At 67.7% G+C, this 13,051-nt stretch carries 8 protein-coding genes; 2 read left to right on the forward strand and 6 right to left on the reverse strand.

The window, feature by feature from the left end; translation table 11 throughout:
* Positions 1-58: 58 nt before the first annotated feature.
* The 5 genes from ABT232_RS15015 to ABT232_RS15035 all read right to left on the reverse strand — a co-directional run bounded on the left by ABT232_RS15015 (position 59) and on the right by ABT232_RS15035 (position 9,145).
* Positions 59-2,716, reverse strand: coding sequence for an RNaseH domain-containing protein (locus ABT232_RS15015; RefSeq protein WP_351840309.1), 2,658 nt, complete (start codon positions 2,714-2,716; stop codon positions 59-61).
* A gap of 23 nt (positions 2,717-2,739) precedes the next feature.
* Positions 2,740-6,006, reverse strand: coding sequence for a hypothetical protein (locus ABT232_RS15020; protein WP_351840311.1), 3,267 nt, complete (start codon positions 6,004-6,006; stop codon positions 2,740-2,742).
* Positions 5,997-7,301, reverse strand: a complete 1,305-nt coding sequence (locus ABT232_RS15025; protein WP_351840397.1) for a restriction endonuclease-related protein — start codon at positions 7,299-7,301, stop codon at positions 5,997-5,999. Before ABT232_RS15025 ends, ABT232_RS15020 begins: the two co-directional genes overlap by 10 nt.
* A gap of 53 nt (positions 7,302-7,354) precedes the next feature.
* Positions 7,355-8,062 (reverse strand): hypothetical protein, encoded by a 708-nt coding sequence (locus ABT232_RS15030; RefSeq protein ID WP_351840313.1) that lies wholly within the window; start codon positions 8,060-8,062, stop codon positions 7,355-7,357.
* 261 nt (positions 8,063-8,323) lie between these two features.
* Complete coding sequence (locus tag ABT232_RS15035; protein ID WP_351840315.1) at positions 8,324-9,145, reverse strand: hypothetical protein; 822 nt, start codon at positions 9,143-9,145, stop codon at positions 8,324-8,326.
* Between the two features lie 358 nt (positions 9,146-9,503).
* Here ABT232_RS15035 and ABT232_RS15040 point away from each other — a divergent pair, with 358 nt between their 5' ends.
* Complete coding sequence (locus tag ABT232_RS15040; RefSeq protein ID WP_351840317.1) at positions 9,504-10,436, forward strand: DUF5655 domain-containing protein; 933 nt, start codon at positions 9,504-9,506, stop codon at positions 10,434-10,436.
* 95 nt (positions 10,437-10,531) lie between these two features.
* Here ABT232_RS15040 and ABT232_RS15045 read toward each other — a convergent pair whose 3' ends face one another.
* Positions 10,532-11,278 carry a DNA-methyltransferase gene (locus ABT232_RS15045; protein ID WP_351840319.1) on the reverse strand — a complete coding sequence of 249 codons (747 nt, stop codon included), beginning with the start codon at positions 11,276-11,278 and terminating at the stop codon, positions 10,532-10,534.
* Positions 11,279-11,860: 582 nt separating this feature from the next.
* Here ABT232_RS15045 and ABT232_RS15050 point away from each other — a divergent pair.
* The gene (locus ABT232_RS15050) at positions 11,861-12,994 is read left to right on the forward strand and encodes a C40 family peptidase (RefSeq protein WP_351840321.1); all 1,134 of its coding nucleotides are present in this window, start codon (positions 11,861-11,863) and stop codon (positions 12,992-12,994) included.
* Positions 12,995-13,051 lie beyond the last annotated feature (57 nt).

Below are 13,051 nucleotides of genomic sequence, written 5' to 3' on the forward strand. Positions count from 1 at the left end.
CGGACCGATCTTCCCAGCCCCGTGTCCGAAATCAGGCCGCTACGGAGAGGTGACGAGGCTACTCATCCTCGCCGCTCATCTCGCCGTCGAGATCCTCGGGCGTGATGGTGCGCCGATACTGCGGGTGGTCCTTGTCCATCTGGAAGGCAGCGTGGAGGGGGATCGGGTAGCGGGTGCGGTGCTTCCAGGCGAGGGGCTGGTGGCAGAGCCTGGCGGTGACCATCGTCAGTTCTCGGCGGTGGTCGTTGTTCACGGTGATCGGGAAGATCTCGGTCGCGGTCATGGCGTAGTAGTTCGCTTTGATCTCGTTCTTGCCCTTGTTCCACGGCAGTGCTCCGTAGCGGGTCTTCTTCGAGCCCTGTCTGCCGGCGCCGTTGCCGTCGAACTGGTGGGTGGTGTTGACCAGCAGCCAGGTGCACTGCTCGCCGAGGTCGGGGTCGATCCGGAAGACTTGGGTGGTGCGTTCCTTCGTCTTGATCTCGCTGTCGTCCTCGTCGGTGATGGTCACCTGCACCGGACGGGGGACCTCCTCGTCGGTGATGTTGAGGCGAATCACGGCGATCGGCCGGTACCTGGGGGCGATGGTGGAACCCGGGAGCCAGGTGGTGTTGGGCTCGGGCGGCTGGCCCTGGGTCCTGTTGTTCAGGCCCTTCCACAGCCGCCGGCAGGCGACGCCGTCCACGGTGACCGTGTACGGGGTGCCGCCCAGGTAGTCGGCGAGGTCTTCCAGCGCCTGGTCGATGACCTTGGCGGTGCTGGAGTAGCCGGCGAAGTTGTCCATGAATTCCGTCATCTTCCCGGCCGGGTAGTCGGCGGCGTGGAAGGCGGCTTCAGCCAGGTGGTACGGCCTCCAAGTGCGGTCGGTGTAGGACCATCCGTGGAGCGTCCACGCACCGTCCGACACGGTGGGTGGCTTGAGGACACTCGCGGAGACGGAGATCCTGGCGTCCCTTTCGCCCGGCCTGCGCGACTGCCTGCGGACATGAACGCCGCAGTGCGCGACCCCGTCGGCGGGGAGCTCGCCGATGGGCTTGATCAGAACGCGGGAGATCCGCCGGTCGATGAACCCGAGATTGCGGTAGAGATCCATGAGGCAGGACAGACTCTGGTGGTCCATGCCGGTGGACTTGTCGATGCCGGTCTGGACAGCGCTGTCGATGTACTGGACCACCAGACCCATCTTGGCGAGGATCCGGTGCGTCTGGTGCTTCGCGTCTTCGCTGTCCTTCGGCCTCGACGGAGAGCCCTTCTTCCCGTCGCCGTACTCGGTTTCCGCCCAGACGCCGACGATCTCTCCTGATGCCGCCTTCAAGGAGACCAGGTCTGCCGTGTGTGCGGTCCTGCCGGCCGCGGATCCGTGCTGGAGGAATTCGGGAACGTGGTGGAAGACGACGCTGACCCGGGTGCCGTGCAGGGTGACGCTCTTGCCCTCTGCGGGGTTGAGGCTGGCGGGATCGAGCCCGTAGGCGCGAGCGAGCGCGTTGATCATCCGCTGACGGATTTCGTCGGTCGCCCACAGACAGACGATGCGCAGGTGCTCGAGGCCCATGGCGTCCAGAGAACGGGTGACGTCAAGCGGCTCCATGAGGACTTCGTCCTTCTTGGCCTGCTTGAAGTTGCCGCCCTCGAAGAAGCCGTACAGGGGTTGACAGCTGTCGCCGAGGGTCGTCTGGATGTGGTCGTACAGCCCCCGGTAGTAGTCCATCCCGACACCCGAGCCGACGGGGAAGTAGAAGTTCTTGGCCATGATGGGCCGCACTGTGCCCAGTGGCCGCGGGGCAGGCCTCTCCTCACCGTTCTCCTGGGCTTGCTGGCGGGCCAGCCTGTCGGCCTGGATCTGCCGGTCGACCTCATGGAGGACGGAGCGACCCATGCCGAGCCGGGAGAGAGCTTGCAGGGCAAGCCGGTTGACGTTGCGCAGGCGTCCCCGGCCGTCGAGTTCGACCTCGACCAGGGGCCGGTCCGCGCGGTCTTGCTGGGTGAGGACGGTGCGGGCGAAGTCCATGGAGCTGCTGATACGGGTCGCCGAGGCGGAGACGAGGATCAGGGGGTCCTTCACGTTGGGCCCGGTCTTCATCCGCAGCCGGACCCGCGGCAGGGAGAATCGTGTTCCGGTTTCATCCGGCCAAGGGTCGTCCCATGCGACGAGGCCGCCCGCCGTGTCGGGGTAAAGCCGGACAGACAAGCCGTCGACTGCCCAGGGTTCGGCCGCGATCCGGCGGGCGAGGTCCCAGGCGACTGTCTCGTAGACCCAGCCGGGGGCGTCGGGCTGCCCACTGGGCGAGTGCAGCAGGTAGTCGGCGAGCGCGCGCTGCTCCTGGGGGGTTGAGGCGAACTTCTCCGCGATGCTGACCGGCTGGTTCAGGTCGATGTCATCGACGTCTTCGCCCGTCGCCAGCCCGTACAGCAGGGTAAATACGTCGCGGACCGTGTCGTCGTCGATGGGGTCCCGGCTGGCCAGGACGGCTCGTTTGGCGTCGAGCCAGACGTACCCGCCGGTGAGTGCGCGAAGGGCTGTCGTCGCAACGGAGTGCGGGGCCTGGACCTCGTCCCTCCCGGCCCGCCGGCGGTAGGCGTTGTCGAAGACATTCCACAGCTTGACGCCGGCCGGGCCGCAGTCGCGGATGTGGACGGTGGTGTCTGTGAGGAGGCTGGGCGTGGCCCGGACGGCGAGGAGGTCGAGACGCTGGGTCGCCTTGGGCGGTCGGGAGGACATGCGGATGAGTTCTCCTTCGGAGGTCATGCTGCCGGGTCGATTCCGGCATAGGCGAGGAAGGCGGCGAGGGCTTCGCGGTAGATGTCGTTCATGCGGCGACGTTCGTCCTCGTCCCAGTTGGTGTGCATCCGCTGGAGGATGCTGGCGAGGTCGGCCTGCCACGAGTCGCGGTGGAAGGCGTAGTCCACGAGGTGCAGGGTCATGTCCGTTCCGCCGCGCCGTGCTCGTCCGGCGAGCTGGATCATGTCCACGACCATGCCTGCGACGATCTCCTCCTGAAGGACCTTGTGGGTCGACCCGAAACCGGGCGCGGAGCGCATGATCAGGCTGAGGCGTCGCCATGCCTCGGTGCGTGCTGCTGTGAGAGCGGCGACGGGGTCATCACTGGGCTCTTTCGGCAGGCTGTTGAGGCCAGCGGCGTTGACCGAGGCGTACATCTCCGGAGGATCGCTCAAGAGTGCCAGCGGGCGGGTGCACAGGTAGACGGGGGTGATCGCCGACTTGGTGCCGATGACGATGTTCAGGCCGCGGGCGATGCGTGCCATGGGGACGATGAGGATCTTCCCCTTGCTGGGGAAGGTCTCGAACTCCTCGGGTGTCAGTTCGACGATGCCGGCGGGCAGCGGCGGCAAATCGCTGCGGCGTTCCTTGTCCGGTGGGACGGCGACGCACAGGCCGCCGGTGTAGTTGCCGGAGTTGTAGATGCCCAGGGCGATGTAGCGGCAGTGCAGGTAGGAGTTGACGACCACAGCGGCGTGGGCGCGGTCCTTGTCTTCCTTCTCCAGGCGTTCGAGCTCGGGGTGGATGCGGGTGTCGTACAGGCTCTCGCCGAGCGCTTTGAGGGCGGCGGCCTTGAGGTTCTGGGGGAGCCCAGAGATCTGGATGGGGTTGTTGAGGGAGTCGGTGATGGTGTGCTTCTTCGCGCGGATGCTGTCCGGCGCGGCGTCGGTCATCCACCACTTCACCGTGCTGTGGATGTGCTCACGGACGGCCTGCGGGAAGTATGCGGTTGCTGACAGGCCCATGACGGGCCGCTCCACGCCGGCGAGAGTGAGGGAGACGATGCTGCCCAGCTGGGCGGTGTAGGTGTGCGGGTCTCCGGTGATGCTCTGGGAGGTGAGCTCGCCGGTCTTGGCCGGGTCGTCCAGGCCGGTGACGCGGTAGCCGAACAGGGCTCGGCCGAGCATGCCGAACGGGAGGATGTTGGCTCCGATGCCTCGTTCGAGGCGTTCGGCGAGGGCGCGGGCCGAGGCCAGGCCGCTGGAACGAAGTTGGGCCGTCTTGCCCGTGAGGTCGTTGAGGGTGTCGTCGAGCTCGGAGAGCCAGGTGCGGACGATGAGCAGTTCGACGGCTTCGGCGCGGTCGTGCTCGTTCTTGACGATGTCGCTGAGGAGTTCGTCAAGGCGGTGCTGGGCGTGGGTGAGCAGATCGGTACCGCGGTGGCCGAGAAGCTCGCCAAGGACGCCGCGGGCTTCCTGGTAGTGGTCTTCCAGCTCCACGGTGCTGAGCGGGTCGGCGAGCGGGTCCTGGCCGGGCTTGGGCGGCCTGAGCGCGTTGAGCTTGTCGAACAGCTCCTGCGGGATCTCGTGTTCGCTGGTGATGCCTGATTCGGGGAACAGCAGGTGGATCAGGCGGCGGTCCCGGCCTCCGGAGATGTGCCATCCGGTGCTGTTCATACCCGCCCGGTCACCGACGGGGCCGCTGTCGCCTTCGTAGTGCCGCAGGTGGAGCTGGCCCTCGCAGACGGCGGCCAGCAGAAATTCGGTGAGGTAGCGGGCGTAGGTGACTGGCGGGACGAGTTCCTTGACTGTGGCGGGCGGCTGTTTGCCCAGCTCGTCGTGGAGCTGCTGGAGCGGGATCTTCTTGTCGAGGCGGGAGTCCAGGACCAGCTCGCTGGAGCACTTCCCGATGGCAGTGGACTGGAACTGATCGATCTCGTCGATGAGGGTGGCATGGCAGCGGCGCAGCAGAAATTCGGCCACGCTCAGGCCGTCGGTGGGTCGATCGTCGAGGGTGATGCCGATGGGCATCCGGCCCATCATGAAGTTGTGGTGGTTGGTCACCACCACGGAGGCGGTGCACGCGTGGTGGTGCTGTTGGTACTTCCCGCACACCGGCACGAACGGGCAGCGTCGGGTTCCCTTGGTCGGGGGCAGAGGGTAGAGGCTCATGCACGATTCCGAGCCGGCCGGGTAAGGGTGTGTGGACTCGGTGAAGCGGTTCAGCGAGCAGCCGTAGGAGAGCTGGCTGATCTTCCACCGGATCTTGGCCGACTGCTCGGCGATCGAGCCCTCGATGCGGGAGGCGACCTTCATGGCTCGCTCGTGCAGTCCGTAGGGAGACATCAGGGGCGTGCACGTCTCGGGGTGGCCAAGGAATGCGAGGTCCTGGCTGATGTCCCATGCTGCCGCGAGTGTCGCCTCGACGGTGGGCAGGACGATCGCGAGGGTCAGCCTGTTGATGGCGAACCACGAGGCCATGACGCGGACGAGGACGCTCTTCCCGGTACCGGTGGGGGCGTTGAAGATCTCGGTGGCACCGGCGCAGAGGCGGATCATCTCCTTGGGAGAGATCGTGTCCGTGGTGTTGAGCTGGCCGAAGAGCACCTTGAGGACCTGGTGTAGGTGCCGGCCTTCGGGCTTGAGCCGCTGATCCAGCTGCCTGGCAAGGTCGAGAAGGTCGCTGGTAGGGATCTCGACGTTTGGTGTGTGGGCGGCGGTGTACACCTGCGGCGGGCTCTGGCGCGGGTCGGTTTCGGAACTGCCCGCGAAAGTGGGAAGAACAGCGCGGCCCTGGATCTCTCCGACGCCCCCGGCGTAGAGCTTGCGGGTCATCCACACCCCGGCTGTGGCGGGCGGCGCGGGCTTGGGGCGGGGGTGATCTCTGTGTACCCGTTTCAGGGTGCGGTCCACATAGCCCAGGAGATCGTCGCCCACCCGGGGTGAGGCAGCTTCGGTCACGGCCGGTTCACCGACTGGAACGAACTGGGGGGCCTGCCCGGCAGGAGGCGTGGCCAGGCGTTTACGGGCGGCCGCCGCGAAGGCCGGAGCGCTGGCGAACTCGCCCGGAGCGTTGACCAGAACGTCGGCGATGCGTTGCTTCTCCTCGTGCGGGAGGCTTGCCCAGGCCGACCACTTGTCGTACTGGCCGGACAGGAGGAACGCGGCGTACCTGAACCGGGCGGTGGGCTGCCCGTGCTCGTCGGGCGGACCGGGGAAGTAGTGGGCGGCGAGCGCCAGCGCGCAGAAGACCGCCGCGTCGTCCTTGCGGAGCTTGCTTGTCAGGCCCATCGGACTCCCGCCCTCCTGCAGATCTTCTCGCCCATGTCACCCGCGGTGGCCACGTTCAGGCGGAACTCCTCGCACACCCCGCGCAGCAGAGGAAGAGAGGCTTCGCGGTGGTCGGGGACGACAATCCACTCCGCTCCCCCCGCGTCGCCGCCATCAGCCTGGATCTTCTTCGCCAGCAGCATCTCCGAGGTGAAGTCCTTGATGTCGAGCAGGAAGGACTCCGTCTCGCTGTTGTGGTGCCACACATCCACGTGCAGGTCATAGGCATCCTGGTAGGGCCACACGGTGACGGCGCCGGGACATTCGCCCCCGACGCCCAGGTCGGCGGGGCTCATGTAGGGCTCTGGGGCGGCGGCGAAGCCGCGTGAGCGTAGCGCGTCGTACAAGGCGATCTCGACGAGGCCAGGGACGGTGGTGTAACGCCAGGGCCCGCGCGTCAGCGCGAGATACCCGGCGGCCGGCAGTGGCTGCGGCACGGGTCCTCGCAGGTCGGGGGCGAGGACGGACGCCGCTCCGGTGGGGGCCGGGGGTGGTGCGCCGGGGATCAGCGACGGCGGCTTCCCAGCATCGGGGATCTTGAAGGTGTAGGAGGCTCCCATCAGTTCCGCGTGCGGCCGGTAGAAGCAGCGGACCCTGCCGGTGACCGACTTGCGGGAACGGTGCTGGGTGACTTTCATCGGCCAGCGGCACACGGGGCAGGCGAACCACCACTGCTCATAGAGTGCGGCGAAACTGATGGGCCGGTAGAACTGGCCGACGATGCTGGGCAGGTTCAGCCGCCGCACCTCCGTCTCGGTCCCGGCCGGCATCCGAGACAGGTCGGAACGGCCCTTGGTGTACGCCTCTTGGGTCCCGCGCTTCCGCAGCCCCGAGTAGACGGTGACCTGGTCCATCTCCTGTTCGAGTTCTGCGATGGATGTGGACCTGCCGTCACGGGTGGCCTTGTGGACGGCTCGCGCGACCTCCCGCTGTTCTTGGTCCAGGTCGTACAGGTCCTCTTCGAACAGGCCGTCGTCATTGATGAGGTGAACGCCGGTCATCTCCTCCGGTGGAACCCCATCGGGGAGGAGACGGGCGAGGTCGCCCAGCAGCATCTGCAGGAAGGCGTCGAAGGGGAGCGGCTGGCCGGGACCACGGGCGGCGAGAACTTCCCCGTGGCCCTCCATCAGAGTCCGCAGACGGCCTTCGGGGGGCTGGTCGGTGCTCGTGAGGGCCTTGGCTGACATGGCCGCCGCCCGCATCACCATCTGCCGGATTGCGTCATGGCCGATCGACTCGGACATCGAGATGGGCATCACGCGCAGCACGATAGACCTGGGGTACGACAGTCGGGCGTCGATCTGGGGAGTTACAGTGGATCTGGGGCGTTGATCTGGACATCGGGGTACACGGTCTGATAATCAGCGCGGTATGCGTTGATGTGCTGTCTTCCGGCTTCGGTGATCCGCCACCGGTACTCGAGGACGAACGTCCCGCGCCCTTTCTCAGTGCGAATGGCGAAAGAGTCGATGTAGCCCCGGCTCGGTTTGCCGTTGGGGCGATAGCCGGTACCGAGGTAGTACTTGGCCTTGCCTCCCATCACGTCCTCGGGCAGCCCGCCGGGGCCAGCGGCGGCGACCCGTGCCAGATTTCCCCACAGCCACTCCGACAGCAGATGCTTGGGACGGCGCGGCGCGGGAGAGATACCAAGCCCGGCACGGGCGCATGCGCGGCCCACACGAGTCAGTTCCACCAGGACGCGGGCAACGAGACCGACCTCCGGAACCTCGATCCGGTCTTCAGTGATCTTCAGAAGTCCTCTGCGGGCAAGGGCATGCAGGGTGGCTCCGGCTCCAGCGTCGAGGCAGCCCTCCTCGCGGAGGCGTCTCTGAATCTGGGTGTACTCGGCAAACGGAAGCTCGGCCTTGATCGAAAACGGCAACTTGCGCCATGCGGACGCTGGCCCTGGGTCCTGATAGGTGGACCGGGCCGCCTTGGCGCGGCGCTCCGCTTCCTGGTCTTCACGAAAGCAGGCAAGCAAGTAGCTACGCTGACGGCTATTCAGACCATCCCACATCGCCTCGGCCTTCTTCCGCAGGGTAAATCACACGCAGGAGCCATCGTCGCGACCACGCCAGCGGCTGGCGCGCCCAGACGATGTTCCTACGCCTCAGAGCCATGCCGAAATGTGCCACCTCCGCGCCGCCGTTCGGGCCGCGCGGGACTGGCGTTAGTGGCACGCCAGCCAGGCTACGGCAGCCCAGTGACAGCCCTCGGGCAACACGACTTGGCTCTCCGGCTGGGGCTCAGCCACCGCGGTCGCCTCCTTGCCCGCTCGTCAGTCGTTCCCGTCGGCGTGCGACAGCGCACCTTCCGTTCTCGGGATGGGAACGTAGCCGCCGTAGGCTGGAATCTTCGCAATGATCTTCCCGAGTTCGGCCAGGGGGTCCTTGCCGAGCAGCGCAGGGTTCTCCTCGAGCATCAACGCGACGTATTCCCCAATGCGCTGAGGCGTGAGCTCGTCCGTCGCCCTCAGCTCCACCGGACCGTCCTCCCCCTCGTCCACGACCCGGGCGTTGCGCACCAGCCGTAGCTGCTCGTCACTGTAAAGCCTGGCCATCACTGCCTCAGCGAGCCGCTTCCGCGCATCCGAGGCGCTCAGGGTCGTCCGCTGATCGCCTGAAACAGCGACAACTTCCGGCAGGTCCTCCGCGACCTCAGCCCGGCGGTCACTCGTGCGGCTTCGTACCACGCTGCTCCACTTCGCTTTCACGGACGGGAGCGCCTGGTCGGTCCACTTCGCCTTCACTACCTGAAGCGCTTGTTCGTTCCACCACTTCCTGACGTGCGGCGCGGCCTTCTCCGCCAATCTGAGGCCGATCTGGACGAGCACCTCGGCGAGGACTTCCGCGTTCTCTCGACGCTCCTGCGCTCGGGCCTCCGACTCGTGCCGGTCAGAGCCGAGCCAACCCTGCGGGTACATCCCCAACGGATCCGGCTCGTCTTCCTTCAAGAAGATCTCGGCTTGACCCACCTGATTGGTGTCGGGGTCACGTGTCATGCCGCGATGAGCGCCCTCAGTCTTCCTCGACTGCGTGAAACGCGCGCCCTTCCGGACTCTGACAATGGCCTCGTACTCGTCGTACTCGCTGTTGTCCATGCCCCACCTTCGACCTGCGGGATGCCCTGCGTCCGCCACCCGCCCTCGAGAAGCTACGCCCCTCGACACTGTACGTCCGGCCGCCGACCGTCCAAGCGGATCGCCAGATGTGGCCCGATGAACCAGGTTCGGAGCAGCCACTGGGTCTGCCGAGGTCATGCGGGCAGCCTGCAGTTGGCCCTCTCCATCGGTCGAACTGGAGGGCCCCGAACGTTCGGGGAGGAGCCAGGAGACAACGAACGTTGACACGAGCGTACTGGCCCGGGGATCGAGCCAAGCCGTCCTCCCTCTGCTCAAGCGGAATACCCAGACGCTCCCGTTGATTGGTCTTCTTGCGGAGATCACGAAGGGGGTGCTGGTGGCGGAGCTGATGCTGTTCCGGCAGGACACGGACGGGCGGGATGTCGAGCTGTCCGGTTCGACGGTGGCGCTGGAGGTGGAGCTGCAGCGGCGGGTCGAGGCCGGGCTGGAGCAGATGCTCGGGATCCGGTTCCTGGCGTCGGAGTACGCGACCGGTCCGTGGCATCGGGGGCGGATCGACACGTTGGGGCTGGACGAGAACGGCAGTCCGGTGGTGATCGAGTTCAAGAAGGGCTCTGACAGCGGGGTGCTGTCGCAGGCCGTCTCTTACATGGCGTGGCTGGAGTCGGCGCAGCTCGAGTTCGAGGCGCTCGTCAGGAAGGTGCTGGGGGCGGAGGCGGCCGAGTCGATCGACTGGCGGCGTCCGCGGATGGTCTGCATCGCAGCCGGCTTCTCCCACCACGATCGGGTGGCCGTGCAGCGGCTGCCGGAGCGGATCGACCTGGTGCGTTACCGGGTCTTCGAGGGCGGGCTGCTGAGCCTGCTGCTGGTGGACTCCTCGCCGGGGGCGCCCGGCACGGTGCCTCGGCGGCGGCGCGAGCGGGACGCGGCGGTCGAGGATTCCCCGGCGGCCCCGGCTGCGACTTCGCCGGCGAGTGCCGGCCTTGTCCCGGATTGCCTTCGGGATCTGTTCGCGGAGGTGGACGAGGCGCTGACGGCGTGGGGCGAGGTCGAGGTGGTGCCCCTCAAGCACTACGTCGCCTACCGGCGGCTGGTGAACGTGGCCTCGGTCCTGTTCCGTCCGAAGCACGAGGTGATCCTGGTCTATCTCAGACTCGACCCGGACACGGTCGTGCTGGAGGAGGGCTTCACCCGGGACATGCGCGGTGTCGGGCACCTGGGGACGGGGGACCTGGAGATGCGGATTGCCTCGGCGGCGGACCTGGAGAAGACTGCGCCGTTGATCCGGCGGGCGTTCGAGGCGGCCTGAGACAAGCGGAAGGGCGGCTGGAGCATCGGTTCTCGATGTTCCAGCCGCCCTTCGGCGTCTGTGGCCCGCGGGTATAGACGGCGTCGTTCTCATGATCAGTTCTCCGGTCCGGCGAGGTCGAAGTCGTCCTGGTCGAGTTCGTCACGGAGCCGCTGTTCGGCGACGTCGGCGTAGTGCGGGGAGAGTTCGACGCCGACGAAGTTCCGGCCTTCCCGGAGGGCGGCGACGCCCGTGGAGCCGCTGCCGGTGAACGGGTCGAGGACGGTGCCGCCTTCGGGGCAGATCTGGACGAGCTGCTGCATGATCTCGACGGGCTTCTGGGTGATGTGGACCCGGTCCTTGCGGGGCTGGGAGGCGATGTAGTGCCCGGGGAGGTAGAGGTCGCGGGTGTTGTCGAGGGATCCCTTGACGCCCCAGACGATGAACTCGGAGTCCTGCTTCGGCCCGCCCTTGCGGGGCCGGCTGGCGGGCTTGATCCACGGGAGGGTGCCGCTCCAGGTCCAGCCGGCCATCTGCAGGGCGTCGGTCGTGGTCGGTTCCTGGCGCCAGTCGGAGAAGACCATGGCCACCGCGTGCTCGGTCGAGGCCCGGTACGCCTCGGTGAGCAGTTCGGTCAGCCAGGAGCGGTAGGAGCGCTGGTCGCGGTTCTCGCCGGGGAAGTCGGCGAGGTCGTGGGCGCTGTTGCTGGTGACGTACTTGGCGCGCGCGGTGCGTCCGGTGCGCTCCGCGCTCGTACGGCCGCCGGAGTTGTACGGAGGGTCGGTGATCACGGCGTTGACGCTCTCGTCCGGGAGGGTCTTCAAGACGGTCAGGGCGTCGCCTCGGTGCAACGTGTAGCTCATGGGGGAGGGCCTCTCTTCGGGGGGCGGAGGGTCGTGGAACCCATGCCGGACAGCGCTCAACGGCGCTCGTCTCTGGCGGGGTTGTGCCGGAGGTTAGCCGTGGATTCCGGCCGGACCTAACGAGGCGGCGGTGGCTCGGGGCCAGGGCCGGAGGTCGTTTGGTGCGGCCGGAATCGCGGTCTACTGTCTCGCCGTGTCGCCGGGAAGGAGCCTCGCTCCACCTCGCTGACCTGTGCTTATCCGTGCTGTCTCGTCCAATCGGGCCAGCAGGAAAGCACGTTGCCCACGCGTTTCCCGATGCCGTCCGGAGGCCCTTGTGTACCGCCTGAGATTACGAGCGCGGCTGGCTGCCGCGCGTGACCTGAGACCGGCGTCCGGGAGCTGCTAACTCCTCTGGCCCCGGGCCCGCCCGAGAGGCGGATGCGCATCGGCGCGGTGCCGGCGGCTTTGCACGAGAAGCCGGCACCGCGTCTCCTACGAACACCGAGGAGCCGCTGCAATGCAGCATGTCCTGACACCCCCGCGCCCCGACCCGACGCCGTCACCCGACCGGCCCCGCCGCCTCGGTGAACGGCGGCGACGATGAAGAAGACCACCAAGGGCGTCGTCGGCCTGTGCGCGGCCGGCTCGATGCTGCTGGTCGTGCCGGTCCTCGCCTTCGGCGCCGGCACCGCTTCGGCCTCCTGCCCGACCGACGGTGCGCAGTCCGTGGACACCGCGGCGGTCGCCGACCAGGTGAAGGCCATCCTGGCAGGGGGCGGCACGGCGTCGGTCTCCGTGCCGGGGCTGGACAATCCGGCCGAGCAGATCCCCTTCGCCAAGACGATCCAGGCCACCGGCGTCGCGATGAACATCCCGGCCCGCGGGCAGGTCGTGGCCCTGGCCACCGCCCTGCAGGAGAGCGGCCTGCGGAACCTGCCCTGGGGCGACCGCGACTCGCTGGGACTGTTCCAGCAGCGTCCCTCGATGGGCTGGGGCACGGCGAACGAGATCCTCGACCCGGTGCACGCCTCGACCAAGTTCTACGAGGGACTCCGGCAGGTCTCGGGCTGGCAGTCCCTGTCCGTCACGCAGGCCGCCCAGGCGGTGCAGAAGTCGGGCTTCCCCGAGGCGTACGCCAAGTGGGAGCCGCTGGCCACGGCCTTGCAGAAGGCCATCGAGCCCCTGCTGCCGAAAACCGGTGACGGTGGCGGTGGTGCGTCGCCGGTTCCGGACGGTCCTGCGCCCGGCGCCACGGGTGGCTGTGCCGCCGACGGGGACGGAACCGACTTCGGCACCATCCCAGCCGGCGCGCTGCCCGAGAAGTACAGCATCCCCGCGACCGCTCCGCGGGAGGTCCAGACGGCGATCCGGTGGGCGCTCGGACAGCTCGGCACGCCGTACCAGTGGGGCGGGACGTGCACCGACTCCCACGGCGACACGGCGATGGCCCGGTGCGACTGCTCCTCCTTGATGCAGCAGGCGTACAAGGCCGCCGGGGTCACCCTGACGCGTACGACGTACACGCAGGTCAAGGAGGGCAAGCCGGTCTCGACCGACGCCCTTCGGCCGGGTGACCTGATCTTCACCGAGGGAACGGCCGCCGTTCCCGAGCACGTCGGCATGGCCATCGGTCAGGGCCTGGTCGTGCACGCCCCGCGCACCGGCGACGTCGTCCGCATCACGACCGTCGCCGCCTGGAAGTCCGGGATTCTCGCGGTCCGTCGAGTCGTCTGACCGGCATCTCTCCCCCTCTCCCCTTTCTCGCACCGCCGCTCCACCTTCACGGGCTTC

Origin of the sequence: Streptomyces sp. NPDC001532 (assembly GCF_040298625.1) — a bacterium.
Lineage (GTDB): Bacteria > Actinomycetota > Actinomycetes > Streptomycetales > Streptomycetaceae > Streptomyces.

Coding starts and splice junctions, on each gene's coding strand:
- ABT232_RS15015 (WP_351840309.1), bottom strand. CDS start 2,716: ATGTCCTCCCGACCGCCCAAGGCGACCCAGCGTCTCGACCTCCTCGCC.
- ABT232_RS15020 (WP_351840311.1), bottom strand. CDS start 6,006: ATGGGCCTGACAAGCAAGCTCCGCAAGGACGACGCGGCGGTCTTCTGC.
- ABT232_RS15025 (WP_351840397.1), bottom strand. CDS start 7,301: ATGCCCATCTCGATGTCCGAGTCGATCGGCCATGACGCAATCCGGCAG.
- ABT232_RS15030 (WP_351840313.1), bottom strand. CDS start 8,062: ATGTGGGATGGTCTGAATAGCCGTCAGCGTAGCTACTTGCTTGCCTGC.
- ABT232_RS15035 (WP_351840315.1), bottom strand. CDS start 9,145: ATGGACAACAGCGAGTACGACGAGTACGAGGCCATTGTCAGAGTCCGG.
- ABT232_RS15045 (WP_351840319.1), bottom strand. CDS start 11,278: ATGAGCTACACGTTGCACCGAGGCGACGCCCTGACCGTCTTGAAGACC.
- ABT232_RS15050 (WP_351840321.1), top strand. CDS start 11,861: ATGAAGAAGACCACCAAGGGCGTCGTCGGCCTGTGCGCGGCCGGCTCG.